Origin of the sequence: Niallia circulans NBRC 13626 (genome assembly GCF_001591585.1) — a bacterium.
GTDB lineage: Bacteria > Bacillota > Bacilli > Bacillales > Cytobacillaceae > Niallia > Niallia circulans.
In genome coordinates this window covers 13,058-37,386 of sequence record NZ_BCVE01000013.1, presented here as the reverse complement: position 1 = coordinate 37,386, position 24,329 = coordinate 13,058, and the positions used below count along the sequence as shown (strand labels likewise).

At 36.9% G+C, this 24,329-nt stretch carries 21 protein-coding genes; 5 read left to right on the top strand and 16 right to left on the bottom strand.

Going from position 1 to position 24,329, the window contains the following annotated elements; all coding sequences use genetic code 11:
- Positions 1–21: 21 nt before the first annotated feature.
- Positions 22–783 carry an SDR family oxidoreductase gene (locus BCI01S_RS15885; protein ID WP_061799991.1) on the top strand — a complete coding sequence of 254 codons (762 nt, stop codon included), beginning with the start codon at positions 22–24 and terminating at the stop codon, positions 781–783.
- A gap of 159 nt (positions 784–942) precedes the next feature.
- Here the strand turns inward: BCI01S_RS15885 and BCI01S_RS15880 are convergent, their stop codons facing one another.
- The 10 genes from BCI01S_RS15880 to licT form a co-directional block, all read right to left on the bottom strand.
- Entirely contained in the window at positions 943–1,716 is a 774-nt protein-coding gene (locus BCI01S_RS15880) for a DeoR/GlpR family DNA-binding transcription regulator (RefSeq protein WP_047943257.1), read from the bottom strand.
- Positions 1,717–1,812: 96 nt separating this feature from the next.
- A complete protein-coding gene (locus BCI01S_RS15875) occupies positions 1,813–2,673 on the bottom strand; it encodes a ketose-bisphosphate aldolase (RefSeq protein WP_047943258.1) in 861 nt (286 codons plus the stop codon).
- Between the two features lies 1 nt (position 2,674).
- Entirely contained in the window at positions 2,675–4,096 is a 1,422-nt protein-coding gene (locus BCI01S_RS15870) for a PTS fructose transporter subunit IIC (protein WP_061799989.1), read from the bottom strand.
- Positions 4,093–4,557, bottom strand: a complete 465-nt coding sequence (locus BCI01S_RS15865; RefSeq protein ID WP_061799987.1) for a PTS sugar transporter subunit IIA — start codon at positions 4,555–4,557, stop codon at positions 4,093–4,095. Before BCI01S_RS15865 ends, BCI01S_RS15870 begins: the two co-directional genes overlap by 4 nt.
- A 366-nt stretch (positions 4,558–4,923) precedes the next feature.
- Positions 4,924–6,147 carry a Bcr/CflA family multidrug efflux MFS transporter gene (locus BCI01S_RS15860; RefSeq protein ID WP_047943261.1) on the bottom strand — a complete coding sequence of 408 codons (1,224 nt, stop codon included), beginning with the start codon at positions 6,145–6,147 and terminating at the stop codon, positions 4,924–4,926.
- Positions 6,148–6,379: 232 nt separating this feature from the next.
- Positions 6,380–7,354: a 5-oxoprolinase subunit C family protein gene (locus BCI01S_RS15855; protein ID WP_061799985.1), complete on the bottom strand. Its 975-nt coding sequence runs from the start codon at positions 7,352–7,354 to the stop codon at positions 6,380–6,382.
- Positions 7,342–8,082: a 5-oxoprolinase subunit PxpB gene (gene pxpB / locus BCI01S_RS15850; protein WP_235844523.1), complete on the bottom strand. Its 741-nt coding sequence runs from the start codon at positions 8,080–8,082 to the stop codon at positions 7,342–7,344. The genes BCI01S_RS15855 and pxpB overlap by 13 nt, the downstream gene beginning before the upstream one ends.
- 304 nt (positions 8,083–8,386) lie before the next feature.
- A complete protein-coding gene (locus tag BCI01S_RS15845) occupies positions 8,387–9,820 on the bottom strand; it encodes a 6-phospho-beta-glucosidase (RefSeq protein ID WP_061799984.1) in 1,434 nt (477 codons plus the stop codon).
- A gap of 12 nt (positions 9,821–9,832) precedes the next feature.
- A complete protein-coding gene (locus BCI01S_RS15840; protein ID WP_061799982.1) occupies positions 9,833–11,710 on the bottom strand; it encodes a beta-glucoside-specific PTS transporter subunit IIABC in 1,878 nt (625 codons plus the stop codon).
- A gap of 135 nt (positions 11,711–11,845) precedes the next feature.
- Entirely contained in the window at positions 11,846–12,682 is an 837-nt protein-coding gene (gene licT / locus BCI01S_RS15835) for a BglG family transcription antiterminator LicT (RefSeq protein ID WP_047943265.1), read from the bottom strand.
- A gap of 258 nt (positions 12,683–12,940) precedes the next feature.
- Between licT and BCI01S_RS15830 the strand changes: the two genes are divergently transcribed.
- Positions 12,941–14,056, top strand: coding sequence for an NADH-dependent flavin oxidoreductase (locus BCI01S_RS15830; protein ID WP_061799980.1), 1,116 nt, complete (start codon positions 12,941–12,943; stop codon positions 14,054–14,056).
- 693 nt (positions 14,057–14,749) lie between these two features.
- Here the strand turns inward: BCI01S_RS15830 and BCI01S_RS15825 are convergent.
- From BCI01S_RS15825 to BCI01S_RS15805, 5 genes are all read right to left on the bottom strand, one after another.
- Positions 14,750–16,648 carry an ABC transporter permease gene (locus BCI01S_RS15825; protein WP_061799978.1) on the bottom strand — a complete coding sequence of 633 codons (1,899 nt, stop codon included), beginning with the start codon at positions 16,646–16,648 and terminating at the stop codon, positions 14,750–14,752.
- On the bottom strand, positions 16,623–17,387 hold the full coding sequence (locus tag BCI01S_RS15820; RefSeq protein ID WP_047943268.1) for an ABC transporter ATP-binding protein: 765 nt from the start codon (positions 17,385–17,387) through the stop codon (positions 16,623–16,625). Before BCI01S_RS15820 ends, BCI01S_RS15825 begins: the two co-directional genes overlap by 26 nt.
- Before the next feature lie 82 nt (positions 17,388–17,469).
- Complete coding sequence (locus BCI01S_RS15815) at positions 17,470–18,471, bottom strand: sensor histidine kinase (RefSeq protein ID WP_047943269.1); 1,002 nt, start codon at positions 18,469–18,471, stop codon at positions 17,470–17,472.
- Positions 18,468–19,172: a response regulator transcription factor gene (locus BCI01S_RS15810; RefSeq protein WP_047943270.1), complete on the bottom strand. Its 705-nt coding sequence runs from the start codon at positions 19,170–19,172 to the stop codon at positions 18,468–18,470. The genes BCI01S_RS15815 and BCI01S_RS15810 overlap by 4 nt, the downstream gene beginning before the upstream one ends.
- Positions 19,173–19,621: 449 nt before the next feature.
- Positions 19,622–20,419 carry a helix-turn-helix transcriptional regulator gene (locus BCI01S_RS15805; RefSeq protein ID WP_309325770.1) on the bottom strand — a complete coding sequence of 266 codons (798 nt, stop codon included), beginning with the start codon at positions 20,417–20,419 and terminating at the stop codon, positions 19,622–19,624.
- Between the two features lie 187 nt (positions 20,420–20,606).
- Here BCI01S_RS15805 and BCI01S_RS15800 point away from each other — a divergent pair, with 187 nt between their 5' ends.
- On the top strand, positions 20,607–21,740 hold the full coding sequence (locus BCI01S_RS15800; protein ID WP_268874858.1) for a glycoside hydrolase family 88/105 protein: 1,134 nt from the start codon (positions 20,607–20,609) through the stop codon (positions 21,738–21,740).
- 172 nt (positions 21,741–21,912) lie between these two features.
- Here BCI01S_RS15800 and BCI01S_RS15795 read toward each other — a convergent pair whose 3' ends face one another.
- Positions 21,913–22,821, bottom strand: a complete 909-nt coding sequence (locus tag BCI01S_RS15795) for an AraC family transcriptional regulator (RefSeq protein ID WP_061799977.1) — start codon at positions 22,819–22,821, stop codon at positions 21,913–21,915.
- A gap of 174 nt (positions 22,822–22,995) precedes the next feature.
- Here BCI01S_RS15795 and BCI01S_RS15790 point away from each other — a divergent pair, with 174 nt between their 5' ends.
- Positions 22,996–23,265, top strand: a complete 270-nt coding sequence (locus BCI01S_RS15790) for an HPr family phosphocarrier protein (protein WP_061799975.1) — start codon at positions 22,996–22,998, stop codon at positions 23,263–23,265.
- 42 nt (positions 23,266–23,307) lie between these two features.
- On the top strand, positions 23,308–24,288 hold the full coding sequence (locus tag BCI01S_RS15785) for an aldo/keto reductase (protein WP_061799973.1): 981 nt from the start codon (positions 23,308–23,310) through the stop codon (positions 24,286–24,288).
- The last annotated feature ends 41 nt before the right edge of the window (positions 24,289–24,329 follow it).

The following is a 24,329-nucleotide window of genomic DNA, read 5'->3' as shown; positions in this document are numbered from 1 at the left end:
AAGTGGAAAAGAGGAATCCCAATGAAACTCTCTGATAATACCATTCTCATTACAGGCGGAAATGCCGGAATCGGCTTAGCTTTTGCAGAAAGATTTATGAACGCTGGAAATACGGTGATTGCATGTGGCCGCAGGGAAGATGCACTTCAACAGGCAAAAGAAAAATATCCTAACTTGATTACATATGTGAGCGATCTCTCTGTGGAAGCTGACCGCATCGCATTATTTGAATGGGTAACAGCGAATTATCCAAAGGTGAACGTATTAGTAAACAATGCAGGCATACAACAACGGTTTAATGTGTTAAAAGCGGATGCAAAGAATGATTGGAGCTATTTCAATAAAGAAATTACCATTAATATGGAAGCTGTTATTCATATGTCTATGCTATTTGCACCTTATTTTTCAGAAAAAGAAAATGCGGCCATTATTAATGTAACATCCGGCTTAGCCTTTACGCCGATGGTTATTGCACCCATTTATTCAGCAACCAAAGCAGCGATGCATTCATTCACTGTCAGCTTAAGACACCAGCTTTCCGAGACATCTATAGAAGTAATTGAAGTTGCCCCTCCAGCAGTAAATACCGATTTAGGCGGAGCTGGGTTACATACAGCAGGAGAGCCTTTAAACGAGTTTGCCGATGGAATATTTCAAGGGTTAAAAGAAGGTAAGGTAGAAATAGGCTATGGCAGTTCGGTGAATCGCTTGCGGATGTCTCGTGATGAAGTGGATAAGCATGTGGAGAATATGTATGAGGCGATGAAGAAGACGATTGAGTAAGAATGAATTGGACAAAAAGCTCACCATGTCTTGGTGAGTTTTTTGTCTATCTAGTTAAATCCTCTATTCCGATCAACCAATGTTTACTTGAGTAACTTTATTTTCTCTTCCTAATGTGTTCATCTTTTATAGTTTTTCTGTACAAGAGACTTTTCTTTTTTAATATAAAACGGATATTTTATGTTTTTGTAAATCCTCTAGTTCTATTTTTGATAAGGGTTTGTCTACAATCATATAATCAATATCAGAGCAATTTAAGCTTTGATGTAAGTATTTCTGATTCAATTTATCATGTGTTACCATCAGAACAACTTCTTTTGCCCCTTTTCTGAATGATTGCTTTATTAATGCTTCTCCTTCTGTTGTTTCTGTTGCACCTACAGAAAAATCAAAGCCACGACAAGAAACAAATGCTAGATCAACATTATAAGTGAGGGCATCATGATATGCCTTAGACCCATTAACTGTAAACCGCTTAGGAACAATCGAACCTCCTAGAATATTCACTTTTGCTGATGTGTACTCTGATAATAAACTAGCTGTAATAACTCCATTTGTAATCACTTGTAAGCCTTCAAACTTGTTTAATTGATGAACCAAATGTAATGCTGTACTGCTTGAATCAATAAATAGATTCATATCATTTTGAATCAATTCCTTTGCCAATTTTGCCATTCTTTCTTTCTCTTTATCATCATTAAACTTATCAACTTTCATTAAATAAGGAATATCTATCTTTCGGCGGTCAATAATCACGGCGCCGCCACGAGTTCTACGAATTAATCCTTGATTTTCCAATTCTATTAAATCACGCTTTATCGTTGCCTCACTATAATTTAATAACTCAACCAAATCAGTAGTTTTCATAAAATTTTCTACTTTTAAATGATTAACAATTTTATCTTGTCTTTCCTTTTGTATGGATGTTGTCATTCATATACCTCCTTTCAATAAAGCCATGTTTTACTATTAATCTAGTTAAAATGCATGAAAGGCATGGACATAATCGTCCACACCAATTAATAACATTTAATACAAATCAGCCTTATTTACAGTGTTCAAGATATTTAATTTATGACGTACAACTTCCTTTACCTTCTCATTCGGCCGAATATACACTTGATTTGGTTCATACATGCCTGGATTATCTGCTAAAACTTGATGAACCTCATGAAAAAACACGCTCTTTAAATCAGAAGATAAATTTACCTTCCCTACTCCATATTTAATTGATTCAATGACTTCAGAATCGGGGTTGCCTGAACCACCGTGTAACACAAACGGAATATCTATTCGTTCATTTAATTCTTTTAGTAATGGAATGTTGAGTTTTGGAATAACGTCTTTTGGATAAAGTCCATGGGCGGTTCCAATTGCAACAGCTAAAGTATCAATACCTGTTCGTTTAACAAAATCAACCGCTTGATCTGGTTCAGTATAGATAATTTTATTTGAGCCACCTTCATAGGATCCATTATTTCCAATCGTTCCTAACTCTGCTTCAACTGAAACATTCACCTTATGCGCCAATTCTACCACAGCTCTTGTTATCTTCACATTTTCTTCGTAATCAGATAATGAGGCATCAATCATTACGGACGTATAACCATTTTTGATAGCTCGCATCACATCATCTATATTTCCTCCATGATCCATATGGATTACAACAGGAACTTTACTATATAATGCATATTCTCGAACAGCAGCAATAAACCGGTCTCCTAAATAAGCGATCTCATCTGGATGAATTTCAATAATTACTGGGGCATTCTGGTCTTCTACTTCTTCCATAATAGATTTCAACATATCAAAACTACAAATATTAAACGCTGGTACCGCAAACTGATTTTCCTTTGCCACTTTTAGTAAATCTCTCATTGTATATAACATATTATGCAATCCCTTCTTTGTTTTCCAATTCTCTAGATATGTTTTGTTCCTTTTTAATTGGTGTTTTTTTTAGTAATCCTACCGTGACAGCTGTAACAACTGTACCTGCTACTAACGCAAGAAGATACATTGGTAGATTGTTAATGACGTTTGGAATAAACATAACCCATACTCCACCATGTGGTGCCATTGACGTCACTCCTGAAGCCATTGAAATAGAGGCAGCAACAGCCGATCCAGCCATTAGACTAGGAATCACCCTGATGGGATCAGCGACTGCAAAGGGAATTGCTCCTTCGGTAATATAAGAAGCACCTAAAATCCAACAGGACTTTCCAGAAGTTCTTTCTTCCTCATTAAACTTATGTTTAAATAATATAGTGGCAAGTGCTAATCCAAGTGGAGGTGTCATTCCAGCTATCATACATGCAGCTATTGGAGCATTTACACCTGCAGACATTAATCCAATAGAAAAAGTAGAAATTGATTTATTAATTGGGCCTCCCATATCTGCGGCCATCATTAATCCTATTAATAATCCAAACACAAGTCCTGAAGTTTCTCCTAATCCGTTTAAAAAGCTAGTTAATGTATTTAATAACCAAGAAATAGGTGTATCAATTAAAAACACCATAGATAGACCGACAACTGTAATTGCTACTAGTGGGACAACAATGAGCTGATAGATAGCCTGAAACGATTTTTTTACATGGATTTTATTTGCTATTTTATCCGTAATATATCCCGCTAATATTCCACCAATCATTCCACCTAAAAAACCCGAACCTCCAGCTGAAGCTAATGTACCCGCTACTAATCCTGGTGCAAATCCTGCTCTTCCTGCAAATGAAACTGCGATTCCTGCTGCTAAGGCTGGGACCATGAGTGCAAAAGCAGTATCGCCACCTATTTTGGACAAAGCACCAGCCATTACATTGTATTGGTCACTGTTAGGATCCGATGCTTCAATACCAAAAGCAAAGCTTATTGCTATTAGAATTCCCCCAGCAATTACAAAGGGGAGCATATAGTTAACACCATTCATGAAATGGTTATACACACTCTTCTTATTCTGGAAATTCTGTGAGGTATTCTGGTTACTTTCTTGTTGATGAATATAAGTTCCCTTTCCATTAATAGCTTCTTCAATAACAAGATGAGGTTCCTTAATAGCTCTTGCTGTAGAAACTTTTTTTACTTTTTTTCCAACAAATCGATCCAATTCTACTATCTTATCAATAGCAAGTATTACTACATCTGCCTCTTCTATTTCAGCGGCCGAAAGCACATTCTCTGTCTTTACACCTTGTGTCTCGAATTTCGTTGCATAACCTTTTTCTAATGCGGTTCTTTGCAGTTTTTCTGCAGCCATATAGGTATGGGCAATTCCAGTTGGACAAGATGTGATGCCTACAATTTTCATAATGAGCTCCCACCTTTATTCATTAATAAGCTTTGTATATCACTTGCATTGCTTGCTTGTTTTAATTCTAATTTAAAGTCATCATTCATTAGTTGTCTTGCTAAATAGCTAAGTATATCTAAATGAATATCACTTGCTTTTTCAGGCACCGCTAACATAAAAACACAATCAACTTGTGAACCATCTAGCGCAATATAATCTACTATTTTTCCTGTATGAGCGAAAACGATCACAGGACTTTTTACTGTTTTACTTTTTGCATGTGGTATGCCAAATCCATCTTCCATTCCAGTTGGAGACTCTTTCTCTCTTTTTTCTAAATCTTTTATAAAACGTTTCTTACTTGATATATAACCACTTTTTTCAAGAATAGTAGCTAGACGGGAAAACAAATCCTTTTTCAATTGAATCGTCGAATCAAACAAAATACAATTCGTATCTATCATGGATGAGATATCCATTGTCCTTCCTCCTTCGCTATAAGTAAGCGCTTACCTTTCAGAAATGATTCTATCACCATGCACCAATTAGTTCAATGAAATGAACGAAAGTTGACATTATGGCTTTTTTATATAGAAAATAGTCATTTAAATGATTTTTTTCGTTCATTTTTTCTTCAAGATGATCATCTACTCAACTACATTTTTTTAAAATTAACGAATCTAAATAAACAATAAAATCGTGCCTTGCTAATGGTGTGATGAAACTTATTTAAAACGGAAAACAGCAATCAAGAAATTCCGATACAATTGTCACAGCCTCATCTCATTCACTGCACAAAAAACAGGCACCTTCTATTTGAAGGTGCCTGTTTGCAGCAAAACATACTAATTATGCGTAATATGCTTAGGTGTATTCATCTTTACCGATGATTTACGAACCAATATATAATAAGACAAGAATGCTAGTAAGCTTGATGCGAAAATGATAACTCCCATCGGCACAGCGGTATGTTCTCCGCCGATTCCTACTAGTGGTGCTGTTAAAGAGCCTAATAAGAAAGGTAATAGTCCTAGTAAGGCAGATGCACTTCCCGCCATATGCCCTTTTGTTTCCATTGCCAATGAAAAAGACGAGGTTCCAATAATACTAATGGAGGTAACGAAAAGGAAAATAGGAATTGCTACCGCCACTAATGGTGCATGCACTAAAATAGCAATTACTAATAAAATCGATGCAGACATGGAAAGAGCTAAACCACTCTTCAAGAATGTTTTCTCTGAAAATCTCGATAAGCGGCCAACAATTTGTGTTCCAATAATTAAACCAATTCCATTTAAGCCAAACAATAAACTAAATACTTGTGGGGAAACGCCATAAATATTTTGATAGACAAAGGAAATACCAGATACGTAGGCAAAGATCCCTGCCGTTGTGAAACCTTGTGTAAAGGCATAGCCGGCAAATTCACGGTCTTTCAGTAAAGAACCGAAATTCGAGACTACTTTTTTAATATTGCTTGGTACACGCTTTTCCACTGGTAATGTTTCTTCCAATTTAAAAGCAACGACTAATGTCAAAATAATTCCAACACAGGTTAATACAAGAAAAACTACTTTCCAACTCGCAAAAGAAAGAATAGCTCCGCCTATAATTGGTGCTACAATTGGACCAAGGTTTCCGATTAACATTAATGTTGCGAAAAACTTCGTCAGCTCTCTTCCACTATAAAGATCGCGAACGACTGCTCTTGAAATAACAAGGCCTCCTGCTGCAGCGAAGCCTTGGATAAAGCGAGCACCTATCAGCATATAAATATTTGGTGCAATTGCACATATTAACGAAGATAGTAAATATAAGCCAAGAAATGTAAGCAACGGTTTACGACGTCCTTGAACATCACTCATTGGTCCAATAATTAACTGCCCGAAAGCAAGCCCTAACAAGCATGTTGTCAAACTAACTTGAACTAAGGATGCATTCGTATGAAACTCCTCAACGATTGTTGGAAATGCCGGCAGATATGTGTCTATTGTAAATGGACCTAATAGGGAAAGAGATCCCAATAGAAAAGCAATTTGTAATCGTTTCGTTTTGGTTAATGAATTCAACTTTTCATCGCCTTTCCATATGAAATATTTATTATTTATTTGAATAATGACCTGAAAAAAATGCTTCTTTCAAAGAAGGAAGCATACTTTCATATTGTATTATGAAACGTGGAATATTTCACTAATAAAGCTCACTTTTTTTAAATAAGTATTTTTTATATAAAGAACTGTCATTTATTCATATGAAGGATGGTGTATTTTATATCTAAAAATTATCTTCTTGCCCAATTTTTCAAATTGCTGTTTTCCGGCTTAAATGTAGATTATTTGCAGCTAATATAGATAACCATCTCATTTGCCTTTTCCATTCTTCTTGAGCTTGTAATATTGATATAGGTTGAAATTTAATAGCATCACCAGGCTTTTTCTGAGCTACCAGGGGAATATCTGTGCCTATGACCATACCGATTTTTGTATAACCGCCAGACATTTGGCAATCTGCCATCAAAATAATGGGCTTACCATTTGCCGGGACTTGGATTGTTCCTGGTGCTGCAAATTCACTAAGTATATCTGCAGACTTCTTATGTACTAGCGAATCTCCATTAAGACGGTATCCCATTCGATCTGATTGATTAGTCACTTGATAAAATCCTTTTACAAATATCTCCTTCGACTCTTCTTCAAATTCCCTATCATGCGGCCCCCACACAAATCTAACCACTTCATTTGAAAAATTCGGAATATAACAGCCAGGAATTCTCCGATTTTTCACCTCATTCATCCACTTAGGATGGAACGGTCCTATTGGAATATAATCATTACTTTGAAGAGCTCTTCCTTCTATTCCTCCATATCTTCCGCGAATAAAAGTTGCTTTACTTCCCATTACTTCTGGAACATCTATCCCGCCAAGGATAGCAAGATAGCTGCGACAGCCATTTTTCCCTTTTCCAAACTTCAAAATAGCTCCATCTTCGATATGGATAGCTCTCCACATAGGGATTGCTTTTCCATTTAATGCTGGCGATAAATCTGCTCCAGTAACCGCTATAATCCCTTCTCCTTTGAAAAGTATTTCTGGTCCTAATAATGTTATTTCTAAAGCAGCATAGTCAGGTGGATTTCCGACGATAATATTAGCCAGCTTCAAGGAAAGAGGATCCATCGCACCAGAAACTGAAACACCAAATGACTGATAAGACGGTCTCCCTAAATCTTGGATGGTTGTTAATAAGCCTGGTTTTAAACACTTTATATATTCCATAATTGATTCCACTCTTTTTGTACTTGGCTGTTCCAATTTTGGGCGACTTCAGCTGAAATAGGCTCATATTTAACATAATCTCCTGCTTTGATAAGGTTAGGAGGATTCTTTGTCCCATCAAAAATATCCATTGGTGTCCATCCGACTAAGTGCCAACCTCCTGGAGATTCGACTGTGTAAATAGAAGTCATTTTGTCAGCGATAGCAACCGCACCTTTGGGGACTTTAACTCTTGGATTAGATTTTCTAGGAACAGCCATTCGTTTATCTAGATTTCCCATATATGGCAAGCCTGCAATAAATCCAATCATATAGACATAATAGGCATTTGAAGTTATTATTTCGATGATTTCCTCTTCACTTAAAGCCAATTTCTTTGCTAACTCAGGTAAATCAAGACCATACTGTTCATCAAAAACGACTGGAATATGAACCGTCCGTGATTCTTTCTCTCGTCCGCTAACTTCTGTAAAATCAATATCGCTAAGCTTATCTTTTAGTTGCTCAAAATTTATTAGCAGCGGATCATATAATATCGAGAAATTGCACATACCCTTAACAATATCTTTAACACCGCGAATGTTTAAAGACTTGATCACTTCAGCCACATGCTGCACCATCTGGTTGTTTTCGATTGATAAAAATCCCTCAAACTGGACGATTAAAATTTGTTCTCCCATTGGCAGAAATTCTATCTTTCTTTTGGTTTTCGGGGGTATTAGTTTCAATGAACTCACCTCTTGTCACTAAGCTTATACTCTAAATGAATCTCTCCTCATTTTCTATTAACTTTATATGGGATATGATAAACTTCTATTTATTGTTTGTAAATAACAACTGTGTTAATTTTTAAAATATTCAAATAAAAATGCAAGAAGATTGCTGATTTAGGTTCCCTTTCCCCGTTTACTCGTCATATGAGTATGATGAATGGAAAATCATCTATTTTACTTATGACTCTCCTCCTGCTCCCTCCCTTCTAAAAAAAGAATGCGTACAAGAAATTCTTGCACGCATTGTAAACTATCATTATTATTCGTTGGTTAAGTCTTCCCCGTTGGAAGCTATTACTTTTTTATACCAATGAAACGATTTTTTCTTTGCTCTATTTAAAGTGCCATTTCCTTCATTATCGCGGTCCACGTAGATAAAACCATAGCGTTTTTTCATTTCGCCAGTTCCTGCTGATACCAAATCAATGCATCCCCAGCTTGTGTAGCCAAGCAGATCGACACCATCTTCGTCGACTGCTTCCTTCATCGCTTGAATATGTGCAGCAAGATACTCAATGCGATAATCGTCTTCTACATACCCAGATTCATCTGGTGTATCGACTGCACCAAGACCATTTTCTACAATAAATAAAGGTTTTTGGTAACGATCATATAAATCATTCATCGTGATGCGTAAGCCTAATGGGTCAATCTGCCATCCCCATTCGCTAGATTGAAGATAGGGGTTTTTAACAGTAGGGAACAGATTGCCCGCTGTCTTTTCCACATCAGAGTCTTCAGCTGCCGCAACACGAGAAGCATAATAAGAGAAGGAGATAAAATCAACCGTGTGATTTTTCAAAACCTCTAAATCTTCTGCAGTCATTTCTACCTCAATGCCTTTTCTCTCTAATTCTTTGAGTGCATAAGCAGGGTAGGCACCTTTTGATTGAACATCAATGAAAAAGTAATTGCCTCTATCCTTTTGCTTTCCTTCCCAAACATCTTCTGGTCGGCAGCTATAAGGATAGTAACTTGCAGCTGCCAGCATACATCCTATCTTATTCTCCGGATCAATTTCATGGGCGATTTTTGTTGCTTCCGCACTAGCTACCAATTCATGATGGGCAGCTTGGTATTTTATTTGCTCCTCATTTTCTCCTTCTTCAAAGCATAGTCCTGCGCCAAGAAATGGAGCATGCAGAATCATATTAATTTCATTAAAAGTAAGCCAGTATTTAACAAGCCCTTTATAGCGAGTAAATAATACAGTGCATAAACGTTTATAAAAATCAATCAGCTTTCGATTTCTCCATCCGCCATACTCCTCAATTAAATGCATCGGGCAATCAAAGTGAGTAATTGTCACTAACGGTTCGATTCCATATTTATGACATTCATTAAATAGATCTTCATAAAACTGTAGTCCCTCTTCATTTGGCTCCGTTTCATCCCCTTTTGGAAAAATGCGGCTCCACGCAATCGATAATCGATAGGTTTTAAAGCCCATTTCCCCGAACAAAGCAATATCTTCTTTATAACGATGATACATATCAATTGCTTCTTTCGCAGGATAAAAATAACCTTCCTCAAAAGAATACATCTTCTTTTTACCCGTAATAATACTTCTGCGATCAGGACCAGTTGGAATAACGTCCACATTTGCTAGACCTCTGCCACCTTCATTAAATCCGCCTTCACATTGATTCGCTGCGGTCGCACCGCCCCATAAAAAATCTTTTCTAAATCCCATTGTTTGTTCCTCCTATTTCATTACTTTTATTACTTCTTCACCAAAGTGAATGGGACCTTCATTTGCAATTAGAATATCTCCTACTTCTGCTGAATTTGTAATAACAACAGGTGTAATTACCTTATATCCTTTTGCTTTGATTCCCTCTAAATCAAATTGAATCAATTTGTCTCCTATTTGAATTTCTTGTCCTTTCTCAACAAAATATTCATATCCTTCTCCATTCAATTGAACCGTATCGATCCCTACATGAATCAATAGCTCCACTCCGTCTTCACTAGTAATACCAATAGCATGTTTTGATTCAAATGTCGCACTAACTATTCCATTCACAGGGGAAAGCACAGTCCCTTCGGCTGGTTCAATGGCTACACCCTGTCCTAATATTTCCTCAGAAAACATGCCATCATCTACATATTTTAAGCTGTGTAAATTTCCTTGCAGCGGAGATACGATTGTTGCACCACCGATACTCAAATTAGGTGTTTCCTTTGTTGTTGATTCGTCAGCTTCCTCTTTTTCTTCTGCAACAGGGTCTTTGTATAAAATTAATGTCGCAATAAATGTTACTACAATACTAATAGCTGCGCCAATACATGCATAATAGAAGAAACTTAGTGTATTATCTCCAATATAACTAGGTAATGTTAATAGACCAGGTGAACCGCCAGAAAAGTTACGGACTCTACAAATACCCATGAATAGCCCGCCTGCTGCTCCACCAATCATAGCAGCATATAAAGGTGTCTTAAAGCGTAAGTTTACTCCATATAAAGCTGGTTCTGTAATACCAAACAAACCAGTTAGACCAGCAGAATAAGCTAATTGTTTAATTGTACTATCTTTTGACTTAACACCAACCCCAATAGCCGCAGCCCCTTGACTCACGTTCGATGCAAGCATACCTGGATAAATCACGGTATCATAACCAGTTGTCATACGATTGTTAATTCCAATTGGCACCAGACCATAGTGCGTACCAGTTGCCACAAGTAATGGACTAAATGTACCAACCAATAATGGCACGATCCATGGACTTACAGATTCTAATGCGGTGATTCCGTTTGAGATAGCATCACTGATTAAATAACCAATTGGTCCTAATACTACTAAACTTGCTGTTCCTACTATAAAAATGGTAATCATTGGTTTACTAAAGAACTTAATAGCTTTCGGTGAAACTTTATCTGCAAGTGGTTCAATATAAGACATAAACCAAACGGAAAGAATAATCGGGATAACAGAAGAAGAATAGGAAACGGCCGAAATAGGAAGTCCCATTAGTTTAATGGCTTCTCCGCCTTCTTTCGCGATATTTACCATTGCCACAAAGTTAGGATGCAGCAAGATTCCCCCTACCATCATCGCCAAAAATGGGTTGGCTTTGAACTTTTGAGCAGATGAGACAGCTAGTAAGATAGGTAAAAAATAGAAAGCTGCATCTGCCATGAAATTAATAATCTGATAACTTTGGCTTTCTGTTGTTAAAACTTTAAACACTACTAATATAGAAAGTACTGCTTTTAGCATCCCTGCCGCTGTAATCGCTGGCAGAATCGGGGTGAAGATTCCTGTTATCGTATCGATGACCTTTGCAAAAGCAGAACGCTTATCTTCTCCCTCACTCTTAGCTTCATCATTAGCAATATTAGTTTGTGAAATAATTTCTTTATAGACATTTCCAACATCACTTCCAATAATGACTTGGTATTGTCCACCTTTATTAACTACTCCCATTATTCCTGGCGTACTTTTCAATGTTTTTTCGTCTGGTTTCTGATCGTCCTTTAAATTAAATCGTAACCGTGTAGCACAGTGAGTTAAACTTTTAACATTTTCCTCACCACCAACTTTATCGATAATCACTTTAGCCAAATCTTGATAATTCATTTGGTTTGCCCTCCATTATTTTTATAAGCTAAAAAATATTTGTTGTAGTTTAAAAGGAATAAAAAAATACCTAAATGAAACCTCACAAACAGTTAGAGGTTCATTTAGGTATAGCCTGCATTATCAGTAACAATCCTAATCACTAGTTATTCTTTTTATATGAATCGTCAGGTAGATTAACTCATCTTCTTCTAATTCTCTTCCAAATTCTTTCTTAATGTACTCTCTAATTTTCAGAGCACAAGCATACTCATCTGTATACTTTTCCTTCAGCATGAAAATAAAACTAGACGTTCCGGCATCATCCAATTTAACCCCACTAAACATTCGTTGAAAGAAAAATTTCAAGTGGGTGATAAATCGTTCATAATTTAAGGAATACTCGTCTAAATCAATTTTGAAGTGATACTTTACAATATTAAGAATATTCTGGATAACCTTTGCCATTTCTGATACTTTGCTTACTTGACCCATATCAAGCTCCGCATTCACAATATGCAAGGCGATAAATCCAGCCTCATCCTCCGGCAAGTCAACACCGAGTCTGTTTTTTACAATCGATAACGCTTCTTTCCCAATTAAGAATTCATGATTATAAAATCTTTTAATCTCCCAAAGAAGAGCATTCTTAATTTCCATGCCATTCTCATAGCGCTCAATTGCATAACTGATATGATCGGTTAATGTTAAGAAGATATTTTCGCTTAATTTTTTTCCAAGCGATACTTTTGCAAAGCTGATGATTTCATTTGCCACTTGAATATGTTCCATCGGAATAGAAGAAAGCATTTGAGTTAATTTATTGACGCTCCACTCTTTTGAACTGAGATACATATTCTCAATCTTCGATTCATCAATAGCATCACCTGCTTTTTTCTTAAAGCCAAGCCCTTTACCCATAATGACAACTTCTTGATTATCATCATTCCTAGACAATACGATATTATTATTAATTACTTTCCATACGTTCATAAGATAGTCCCTATTCTTTTATTTTCTTTCACTACAACAAAAAATAGGTATAGCCCACAATAAAGCGGTAACAATCCTTTAAAATCAGTCTATCATAGGTAATTTCTACTGTCAATTTGATATTTTTTAAAATCTTGAGACAAGCTGCCTTTGTTTATTCCTAAAATAAAACGGAAAAACTATGTAAGCATAAAAATTTATCCAAAGTATTTGTTGCTATATAATGACACTAATACTTTTAAAAGGAGAAAATAATAGATGAATAACAATGAGCTTTTATCTTCTTTTACACTACCTAATGGTGTAACCCTTAAAAATCGAGTCGTTATGGCTCCCATGACTAATTTCTCTTCTAATCAAGATGGAACAGTCACAGCAGAAGAAGTTGATTATTATGCACATCGATCAGCTGGAGTTAGCATGGTTATTACTGCTTGTACAAATGTTGCGCGTAATGGTCAAGGATTTCCTGGGGAATTTGCTGCCTATAGTGACGAATTTATTCCTAGCTTAACAAAATTAGCTTCTAGTATTAAAGAACAAGGCGCAAAAGCAGTTCTGCAAATTTTCCACGGTGGACGAATGTGCCCTCCTGACTTAGTAAATGGAGATGTCGTGAGTGCTAGTAATATTCCTGCTGAAGGAGAAGGAAATGCTATTCCAAGAGAATTATCAGAAGCTGAAGTCGAAGCTATTATCGATGCTTTCGGAGAAACAACTCGCCGTGCTATTGAAGCTGGTTATGATGGAGTAGAGATTCATGGAGCAAATGGATATCTTATTCAACAATTTTTCTCTCCTCATTCTAACCGCCGTGAAGATCGCTTTGGTGGAAGCCTTGAAAAACGAATGACTTTTCCTTTAGCCATTATTGATAAGGTTAAAAGTATAGTCGAAAAACATGCTGCCTCTCCTTTCATTGTTGGTTATCGTTTTTCTCCTGAGGAGCCTGAAACACCTGGAATTACCATGGACGATACCCTTGCTCTAGTGGATAAACTTGCCGATAAAGGACTGGATTACTTACATGTATCTCTTCAGGATTTCCATTCAACACCAAGAAGAGGAGTAGAGGATATATCCAAAACTCGTATTGCCTATTTACTTGAAACCATCCATAATCGTGTACCGTTAATTGGCGTTGGCTCTATTTATACTGCAGAGGATGCTCAAAAAGCATTACAAACAGGAGTATCTTTGCTGGCATTAGGTAGAGGCCTTATTATCGAACCACATTGGGTACAAAAGCTAGCGGAAGGAAAAGAAGATACAATTGCTACAACACTGAATAAAGAAAAACAAAAAGAACTCGTCATTCCAGATCCACTCTGGAATGCTATTATCAATGCACCCGGCTGGTTCCCTGGTGTATAAAAAAGAATGCAGCTTTATCAAAAGCACCTGCTAAGCAGGTGCTTTTGATGTCTATTTTTTGGAAATCACAGTAAACATTTCAACCATTCTATGAGAAATAAAATTTTAGGGACTTCTCCCCTAAAATGACAGGAATATTTATTCAGTTAAGGTGGGGATATTATTTTCAAATTGATAGATTTTCAAAATGTTTTTTCTCCACAGCCTCCAAATTCCGTCTCTAATCATTCCATAGAAAAATCTTGGATTTTACTAACATTGTTGAAAGATTATAAAGTTACTCAAAATACTTATTACCCACTATCAAAATAATCCCCGGTATACCTACTATTATTCTGCCAAGCATAAAATCAAAATAACTAAAAGCTGCAAATAAGAAGAGTAGAATCCCAATTGTGATGGGGAAATTAAATTTCCATTCCGTGCGATCCTTCCATTTAAGCCTGTAATAAAAACAGAAAAAGCTGCCAACAAGGAAATAAGCTTCGATTATAGTCACTCCTAAGGCCTGAAGCCAACCACCATCCTCTTTTTTTAGCTATTTATATCAAAGATAAACAACTTCTTTTTATCCCTATATGGAATATACTACCACATCATAAATGATAATAATTAGATAAATCTTCAAAAATCCACAGTCCTTTTCTTTATATAAAAACAACTCCCTTTTCAGGGAGCTGCCTAATATATCCATTAAAGAATAATTCTCTTCACTTGTTTTACATAAAAATAGCGAACGATTAAGAAATAAAGAATCTGTATGAAAGCAAAGCTTCCTAATACCAATGCTGCCTCTCTTGTAATATTAAAATCAAACATATTGGATAGGGCAATAAGTGCGACAGAACCATGAATTAAAGCAACTATAATCGGTGAGAAAAATAAAAGAGCTATTTGTCTGGTAACGACTCTTTTCAACTCCGTCTCCATTAATCCAATTTTGGCAATCGATTGGAATTTGCGCTTTTCTTCCTCTAAATCAGTAAATAATCGGAAATAAAGGAAGCTTCCTGCAGAAACGAAGAATACAATCCCAATAAACAAGCCAATAAACAGAATAGGTCCAAACGCTTTATTGATTTGGTATATGGCATAATCGACAGAAAAAGCTTTATAGGATAATTCCTCATCCAATTGTTCCCCAACTGCAAGGACTTTGTCTTCTTGTCCTTCTTTCGCTTGCCATACAACACTTAGCTTGCTTTTTATTGGTTCATCCAGCTGATCATAAATTTTATCATTTACTACATAATAAGCCGTTATTTCTGTTAAAACAGACGCATCTATTACTCGAGAAGGCGTTAATTCTCGGTCGCCTTTTAAAGGAATGGCCGTTTCCAATAGCTTTTTGCTAGGTTTCTGTCCGCCTTCCTTTAAGACAGCATCACTTTGTTCTACAACAATGGCTTCATCTTCCTTTGGATGAATTTTCGTCTCTCCAATTAGCTCGGCAAAACGATTGTAATCAGATGCTCGCGCAATTAACACGTTCTTCTTTTCCCCAGCTAGTTTGTAATAATTCAATTGAGTCTCTTCACTGCTCACATCAAGCTTTTCATTTTCTATTAACGTATTCATTTTACTCTTATCTTTGGCAATTACTTCTTCACTGTCCTCTTCCAATGGAGAATAAGTAAAAGTATAGCGATTTATTTCTTTTATTCCTTTTGTTATATAGGATTGGAAACCATATAGTGTTCCAATGGCGCTAAAAGCCACTGTTGATATAATCGCCACCAAGAAAAAGGTTCTTGCATTATCTTTCATGCGAAAAGATAAATCGGAAAACAAGAGCATATTTGTTTTTTTCCAAAAAATAGACTTATTCCTTTTTATCTTGCGGATAAAATACACACTCAGTTGAGTAAATAAGAGATAGGTTCCGAGTGTTACTAAGAGAACAACTGGAACCAGCGCGTAAACAACCAATATTCCCTCTACAGAAATTGCAATAACATATCCTACAAGTAAGAGCAATCCTGCTAAAATCGATAGAAATAATGAAGCTTTCGGTTCTCCTTTTGACTTTTTATCCCCTTTGATTAAGTCAATCAACTTATTAGTACGAAGAATAAAGGAAACAAAGATAGAAATAAAGAAAAAGAGAATCAGAAAACTAATAAAAGTCACCACAATTGCCAATGTAGGGAAATAAAAATGGAGTGATTCTGTAATAATTAATACATTCTCAGCAATCAAAAGAATTACCTTCGCAAATACTAAGCCTGCGAGAATCCCACTCACTGTGGCAAAAAAGCCGATTAGAATATTTTCTAGAAAAACCAAAAGACGAATCTGCCGGTTAGATGCCCCAAGCATCATTAATAAGCCAAATTCCTTCTTTCTTGATTGTAAGAAAGAGCTCATAGAATATAAAACAAAAAAGAAAGAAAAGATATAAATAATTCCGCCAGCAACACCCATACCAAATAGTGCATTACTATTCATGTCGGGACCAGAAAAGGCTGGATGGAAAGCAAAGATAGCAAAGGTGAAGAATACCATCACTGTAAACATGCTGCTGAGAAAATAAGCGATATACAGCCGTTTATTACGAAGTACGTTATTAAACGCGAACTGACGAAAAGTCATTGCCGTCGCCTCCCATCAACGAAAGCATATCGATTATTTTTTGGAAGAATGCTTGTCTACTATCTCCTCGATGTATTTCAGAATGTAGCTTTCCATCGCGAATAAAGACTACTCTATCAGAATAACTAGCCGCTTGGGGATCATGTGTTACCATTAATAAACTTGTCTGTTTCCTTTCATTAATCGAGACAAGCATATTCATCACATCTTTTGCTGCTTTTGAATCTAGATTTCCTGTGGGCTCATCTGCTAATAATAGCTTTGGTTCATGAATCATTGCTCTGGCAATAGCAACCCGCTGCGCCTGCCCACCTGAGATTTCATATGTGCGTTTATTCAGAATCGCTGTAATCCCCAATTCCTTAGCAATTTCTTCTGCTTTCCTCTTCATTTCCTTAACAGGAGAGCCATCCAATGTTAATGGTAAAACGATATTTTCTTCCACTGTTAAAGTATGCAATAAATTAAAGTCCTGAAAGATAAAGCCTAATTCATTTCTGCGAAACTTAGCTAGTGCGTTTTTCTTTAGCTTATGAGGCATTTTCCCTTCTATTTCCACAGCACCTGTAGTTGGTCCATCATTCGTAGAAATGATATTAAGCAGCGTTGTTTTTCCACTTCCAGACGGCCCCATAATCACCACAAATTCACCTTTGTCAATTTCAAAATTAATATCAGTAAGGGCACGGTAAGCTATCTTTCCTTCGTAAACCTTACTTACGTTTGTAAGTTTAAGCATAATCCTTCTCCTCTCTAACAATTCTAGTAAAAGTATAGCCTGTAAAGGATATGGCATACTATCGATTATGCTTTCAGCAATCTTACATTGATGTAAGGTTTTGTGTATCAGAAAAAATAATCCTTATCGTTGTACCTATTCCGACCTTTGACTCCAATTCCAGACGATGCTCTAATCTCTCTGCCACTTCTTTTACTAAATAAAGCCCCATACCGGTAGATTCTCGATATTTGCGACCATTTTCTCCTGTATAGAATTTATTAAAAATACGCTTCTGATCTACAATTGGTATACCAACACCAAAATCTTGCACCTCCAGAACAGCTTCTCCTGATTGTTCATATAAAGAAATAATGAGATGATTTGCTTTCCCTGCCGAATATTTCACAGCATTATGAACAAGTTGTGTCAGGAGAAAGAATAGCCACTTTTCATCTGTCTCTACAGTAATGCCTTGCTTTTCTTCTTTAAATTGCGGATACACTTCATTGCGAATATAAAAACGCTTATTTTCTTGATTCACCTCATGTATTAACTTAGAAAGAACGACAGGCTTAATTTGAAAATCTTCTGCAATGGTGCGAAGTCTCGCCATATAAAGAACGGTATTCAGTCCGTTTCGCATCCGGTCTGTCTCTTCCCGGATACTCGATGATTCTGGCTCATCAAGCGTTTGTGCTGTCAGCTCAATAATCGAGAGAGGTGTCTTCATTTGATGGACCCAGCGATCCATAAAGAGGAGATGCTCATCTTGCCTGTCCTCTGCTTTTTGAATTTCTTCTTGATATAAACGATACTGTACCATTAGCAACTGATCGAGAGCCTCCGAAATTGGTTTTGCTTCCGTCGTATCTAAAGAACCATCTAATGTTCCGATTGAATGTTCAAGCCTTTGATAAAATTTTCTTCTACTCACATATTGATATAGTAAAAATACTGTTAAAAATACGATTGATAAGAAAATAGCATATAGACAGACTCTAATTCCTCGGTAACCATCCAGCCAAAATATAAACGGAATCAAAAGACATTGGATGAGCTGTATGATAATAAATAAAAAATGCTCGCGAATAAATAGCTTCATGCTTGTTCCTCTTTCCAAGTCGGCCGCAAGCGATATCCCGCTCCCCTTACTGTTTCTACTGCCTCCTCAATCCCTAGCTCTTGAAATTTTTTCCGAACACGCGTGATATTCACATTCAATGTATTCTCGTCGACATATGCTTCATCATCCCAAAGCTTTGCTAATAAATCTTGCCGGCCAGCAACACGTGGGTAGCGATCAAGTAAGCTTTCGATAATGTCTGTTTCTTTTTTCGTTAATTGCGTTACTTTGTCTTTAAATCGTAATTCAAACCGTTCTGGATATAAGCTCAAATCCCCTTCACGAAGCACTCTTTCCTCATGTTTTAAGGAATATTCCCCATATGCTCGGCGGAGCTGGCTTCTAATTTTCGCCATCACAATATCAGGATGAAATGGCTTTGTAATAAAATCATCCCCACCATTTTCAATTGCCATTACTTGATCCATTTCGCCCGTTCTTGCTGAAATGAAAATGACCGGGCAAAGGGATTCTTTGCGAATTTGCCGGCACCAATAGTAACCATCGAAGCTTGGAAGGTTAATGTCTAATAGAATAAGGTCTGGTTTTTCCCTTCTAAATGTCTCCATTATGGTTTCAAAATCGATGGCTGTAATTACTTCATATTGATATTTCTTTATGTAGGCGCTGAGATGTTCTGCGATTTTTACATCGTCTTCGATAATCATGATTTTTTGCATTGTTAGTTTCTCCTAGGACTTGATGATTTAGTTTAAGTTTAATTTAAGAGGAGATTCTGTTCAAGATTAGGTTTTGTAGAAGGGAAGGGAGAAAATTCTCCTTTAGCAAAAAAAGAAGCAAAAGGACTTCTGCCTCCCTGCCTCAAAGCTGATACGCTGAAATCCTCCTGCACCATCGACAATCGCTGCTTCATATTGTTTCTGCACCTATGTCCTCCGTTATTCTTTTTAATCTGTCTTCCTCGCCAAAGGTTTTCGAGCTTTTTCCTCCGATTGCATGATTCATTATTTGCACATCCTTTGTGAAATAACCTTGAAGGAACTCTCCCAAGCCTCCTTGATAGTTGTTATCTTCCAATTTCTGGATAGTCGAATCCGTCGCAAGAAAAATTCTAATTTATTTAGCCTCATAAAATGTCTCCCTTCCTTCGATGGTATCATCGCCTTTCCTATCTCTTCATTTTTCTATAATACAATGGAACATACCCAGTCACTTCCTTAAATACCCTGCCAAAATGGGTAACACTTCCAAAGCCAACTTTTTTGGATATTAAGTTTACTTTCATTGAAGAACTCTCCAATAGCTTCTTCGCCTCTTTAATCCGCACACTGTTCAAGTACTCTACAAAGGTAAACCCTGTTGCCTCTTTAAAAAAACGACTTAAGTAGTATGGACTAATATAGAATTTCTCTGCCACTGATTGAAGCGAAAGTTTATTCATATAATGGCTGTTGAGATAACGTACAACCTCCGAGATTCTCTCATGCATCGGGCTCGGCGATTCTAATGGCTGCGTGTTATTCTGTTTAATATGCCGGCAGCAAATAATAAGCATCTGTAGGACCAATGTTTGGATATATATTTCATAGCCTGGTCTTTGCTCTTGAATCTCTTCAATAACCTTTTGCGAAAGACTATCTATGGCAAGTAACTCATTCAGCGGGCACCTAACAATAAGGTAATCATTCTCAAACAAGGGTTGATAAATATCTAGATAAGAAGGACTTATTTGCGCAAGATGTTTTTCATGAATATTAACTATAAACCGCTCATGTTTTGGCTTTTCTGTATTTGTTGTCCGATGGAGGATATTAGGAGAAATAATAACAATATCTCCTTGGTGAATTACTATAGTACGATCCTTAATAAAAAATTCCCGTTTGCCAGAGATTAAATAGTAGATTTCCAATGTACTATGGAAATGATTAGCTGGCATATGATGGCTTAATGCTTTTCGCTGGGACACTATGAATGTCTCCCCCGCATTATTAAATAAAATATCTCTCAGTTTATTCCCCTCCCCTTTTTCCCTTATTATCTTTATTATACGTACCCAAAATTGCAAGATATAAGAAGTTTTTGGATTTTCTCGCAAAAATAGTACATAATTCTGTGCTACCCTAGTCTTATATTTAGGAAGGAGGAATATCAGGTTGACATTCTCTGAATCTAGCACTTATGTGAAGGCTAATGAAACTTTAACCCCTATCCAATGGGCGGAGAAGGCTTGTGAAACAATAATGACTAAATTTGAAGCTGAACAACTTCCACCAGAACGATTTCATTATCATCAAGGAGTCTTTTTATCTGGGATGGAGAAATGCTGGAAAGAAACGAAAAAGGATAAGTATTTTACTTATATTAAGAAATGGGTCGACAGCCATGTTCGCGAAGATGGAAGCGTCACCAAATTAAAAACAGATGAACTGGATGATATGCAGCCAGGTGTGCTTCTTTTCAATCTTTATGAACAAACAGGCGATGAACGATACAAAAAAGCACTTTATCATATTGTTCCCTTATTAAAGACCTTAAAGTGCAATCCCTCTGGCGGTTTCTGGCATAAGGAACATTATCCAAATCAAATGTGGCTGGACGGTTTGTATATGGGAGGCCCAATTGCCGTCCAGTTTGCAAAAGCCTTCGGAGAAACAGAATATGCTGACATGATCACACACCAAGCACTATTACTGGAGAAACATACGAAGGATCCAGAAACTGGCTTGTTATATCATGGCTGGGATGAAACCAAAGCTGCCGAATGGGCAGATCCCATTACTGGAGCCGCTCCAGAATTTTGGGGCAGAGCAATTGGCTGGGTCCCTGCAGCTCTCTTGGAAATATTGGAATACCTCCCTGAAGACCATAAAGATAAAAAAGCATTAACAAGTATGCTTCAAGACCTGTTAATTGCTTTAACCAAATACCAAGATTCGAACAGCGGTTTATGGTATCAAGTAATTGATAAAGGACATTTATCCGACAACTGGCTGGAAAACTCTTGCTCTTCCCTGTTTGTTCATGCCATCGCTAAAGCAGTCCGTTTAGGCTATCTAGAAGACAAGTATTTGCCATTTGCTCAGAAAGGCTATCAAGGTGTGATTGATACATTAAAATATGATACGAATGGAAATCTAATCATTGGTAATATCTGCATTGGTACAGGAATCGGGGACTATCAACACTATATTGTCCGTCCTACTAGCGAGAACGATTTACATGGCGCAGGTGCTTTTATTCTCATGTGTGTCGAAATGAACCATGCTTTAGGTCAGCAAGCGAGTTAAAGCTACATTCCAACAAGATAAAGTGGAGGGGCGATTTTTCAGCCTAAAAAAAGCAAACTCTATCGATTGCCCCTTCTACTTAATGATAAATATAAATTCTCTTCCCCTATCCTTCTGTCCTGTTTTCTCGGATACTTTGTATAGAAAGAAGCAAAAGCATAGAGCACCCGATTTATCTTTTATCTGATTTCTCTCTCATTCGATTAGCATCCTCCCTTGGTGGAAGACCAAACATACGAGAATAATCTCGACTAAATTGCGATGGACTTTCATAGCCTACCCTAAATGCGATATTAGCAATATCTGACGAATCAGCTAATAATAAGCGCCTAGCTTCCTGGAGTCTCAATTGTTTTTTGAAATAATTAGGGCTCATGGCTGTAACCTCTTTGAAGTGCCTATGGAGAGAAGCATTACTCATATTAGCTATTTTTGCAAGTTCCTCAATTTTAATAGAGCGAGTATAATTGTTGATAATATATTCAATAACATTTCTTATTCGCTTACCTTTGCTGCCCTCTATAGCCATTTGTTCTAAAGATTCTCCGTGCGGACCATGTAAAATCCAATAGAGAATTTCCTTTGTAAATAACGGTGCTAGTACGGGGATATGTTCCGGTTTTTCTAGCAATCTAGCTAACCTAATAACAGCATCCAAAAGAAATGGCTCTATCTTGCTGACATACATAGCACGCTTGGTATTTTTCTTCATGCCCATTTGAATATCAGCTTCACTCAATACTTCTACGATTTGATGAGGTGTAAATTCAAGCTTAAGAGCCAAATAAGGAGTGTCAGAAGAGGCTTTTACTACTCTTCCGGTAACCGGCAAGTCAGCTGATGCAACAATGTAGTTGCCATAACCATACCTAAAGCGTTCCTTTGATAATAATACTTCCTTCTCCCCTTGAACGATAAGGCAAAAGGATGTTTCGTTTACTCTGGCAATTGGTTCGGAAGTAATTGATTCACGGATTAGGAAGAGTGAGTGGATAGCAGTTGAATGAACCCCATCCTCTTCTGAATAACGTTCAATGAGTTCGGCAAGTTCTTGCAGATGTAAGTTGATTTTTCTAGACATATGGGATTCTCCAGCATTTTTGATAGTCACATTCTATCTTATATTTGTCGATTGTGTAAATGATTTTGATAGGATTAAGCAAAAACTTGAAAGGATTAAGATAACGTTTACGCTTTCATCTGTTGCATAATAGACATAGCCTAATATATTCAAAAAGAGCTAGGAGTAAATGTCATGATTGAAAAACAATATCACTTTAGCGCTAGTATTGGATTGGCTCGTCTAGCAAGTACATTAGTACGTATTTCTAATAAACATCTATCAAAAGTAGTTGTTGAATACAAAGGGATTACAGTTGAATTGGATTATACACTTGAGTCAATCATGGATGTTATGTCCCTTGATATTAGACCTGGTGATCTATTCCACATAAGGTTCGTGGGAATAGATGAAGTTCAGGCTCTGCAATTAATTGAGGATCAATTTGGTAGGATGAATTTATAAATAGCAAGATAGAAATAACTTCAAACAGCGAGGGGGATTAACATGGAATACACAAAACTCGGTAATACAGGCTTAGATATATCGCGATTATGTTTAGGTTGTATGGGCTTTGGGGATGCGAACAAATGGATCCACCAATGGGTACTTAGTGAAAAGGAGTCTCGTTCTATTATCAATAAAGCACTTGAGTTGGGGATTAATTTTTTCGATACAGCAAATGTGTATTCTCAAGGGACAAGTGAAGAATATCTAGGGAGAGCTCTAAAGGAATACGCGAATCGTGATGAAGTGGTAATAGCAACGAAAATATATGGGCAAATCCATGAAGGACCAAATGGATCCGGACTTTCACGAAAAGCAATTATGAGTGAAATTGATAAAAGTCTTCACAGGTTGGAAACAGATTACGTAGACCTTTATATTATTCATCGCTGGGATTACCATACTCCTATTGAAGAAACAATGGAAGCATTACATGATATTGTAAAGGCTGGTAAGGTAAGATATATTGGGGCATCTGCTATGTTTGCATGGCAATTTCAAAAGGCACTACACGTAGCAGAAAAGAATGGCTGGACTAAATTTGTCTCCATGCAGAATCATTTAAACCTTATTTACCGCGAAGAAGAACGAGAAATGCTCCCACTTTGTAAGGAGGAAAGAATCGGTGTAACACCATACAGTCCACTAGCATCAGGGAGATTGACGCGTGATTGGTCGCAAACAACGTACCGTTCAGAAACAGATCAAATTCAAAAATCTAAATACGACGCAACTGCGGATACTGATCGATTAGTGGTAGAGCGAGTTGCAGAACTTGCAAAAAAATATGGTGTTCCCCGTACTCAGATTGCGCTTGCTTGGTTGCTGCAAAAAGAAACGGTATCGTCCCCTATCATTGGAGCAACTAAAATATCTCATCTGGTAGATGCCGTTGGTGCCCTAACCATTAAGTTAACAGCGAATGAGGCTGCATTTCTAGAAGAGCCATATATACCACATTTAATAGTTGGACATAGTTAATGAGTGATTTCATTTGAAGCATATTCTTTAAATAAAAGAGA

Bases quoted from the DNA above. Each gene is read 5' to 3' on its own strand.
- BCI01S_RS15885 (WP_061799991.1), top strand. From the start codon at position 22: ATGAAACTCTCTGATAATACCATTCTCATTACAGGCGGAAATGCCGGA.
- BCI01S_RS15880 (WP_047943257.1), bottom strand. From the start codon at position 1,716: ATGACAACATCCATACAAAAGGAAAGACAAGATAAAATTGTTAATCAT.
- BCI01S_RS15875 (WP_047943258.1), bottom strand. From the start codon at position 2,673: ATGTTATATACAATGAGAGATTTACTAAAAGTGGCAAAGGAAAATCAG.
- BCI01S_RS15870 (WP_061799989.1), bottom strand. From the start codon at position 4,096: ATGAAAATTGTAGGCATCACATCTTGTCCAACTGGAATTGCCCATACC.
- BCI01S_RS15865 (WP_061799987.1), bottom strand. From the start codon at position 4,557: ATGGATATCTCATCCATGATAGATACGAATTGTATTTTGTTTGATTCG.
- BCI01S_RS15855 (WP_061799985.1), bottom strand. From the start codon at position 7,354: ATGGAATATATAAAGTGTTTAAAACCAGGCTTATTAACAACCATCCAA.
- BCI01S_RS15845 (WP_061799984.1), bottom strand. From the start codon at position 9,820: ATGGGATTTAGAAAAGATTTTTTATGGGGCGGTGCGACCGCAGCGAAT.
- BCI01S_RS15840 (WP_061799982.1), bottom strand. From the start codon at position 11,710: ATGAATTATCAAGATTTGGCTAAAGTGATTATCGATAAAGTTGGTGGT.
- licT (WP_047943265.1), bottom strand. From the start codon at position 12,682: ATGAACGTATGGAAAGTAATTAATAATAATATCGTATTGTCTAGGAAT.
- BCI01S_RS15830 (WP_061799980.1), top strand. From the start codon at position 12,941: ATGAATAACAATGAGCTTTTATCTTCTTTTACACTACCTAATGGTGTA.
- BCI01S_RS15825 (WP_061799978.1), bottom strand. From the start codon at position 16,648: ATGACTTTTCGTCAGTTCGCGTTTAATAACGTACTTCGTAATAAACGG.
- BCI01S_RS15820 (WP_047943268.1), bottom strand. From the start codon at position 17,387: ATGCTTAAACTTACAAACGTAAGTAAGGTTTACGAAGGAAAGATAGCT.
- BCI01S_RS15815 (WP_047943269.1), bottom strand. From the start codon at position 18,471: ATGAAGCTATTTATTCGCGAGCATTTTTTATTTATTATCATACAGCTC.
- BCI01S_RS15810 (WP_047943270.1), bottom strand. From the start codon at position 19,172: ATGCAAAAAATCATGATTATCGAAGACGATGTAAAAATCGCAGAACAT.
- BCI01S_RS15795 (WP_061799977.1), bottom strand. From the start codon at position 22,821: ATGTCTAGAAAAATCAACTTACATCTGCAAGAACTTGCCGAACTCATT.
- BCI01S_RS15790 (WP_061799975.1), top strand. From the start codon at position 22,996: ATGATTGAAAAACAATATCACTTTAGCGCTAGTATTGGATTGGCTCGT.
- BCI01S_RS15785 (WP_061799973.1), top strand. From the start codon at position 23,308: ATGGAATACACAAAACTCGGTAATACAGGCTTAGATATATCGCGATTA.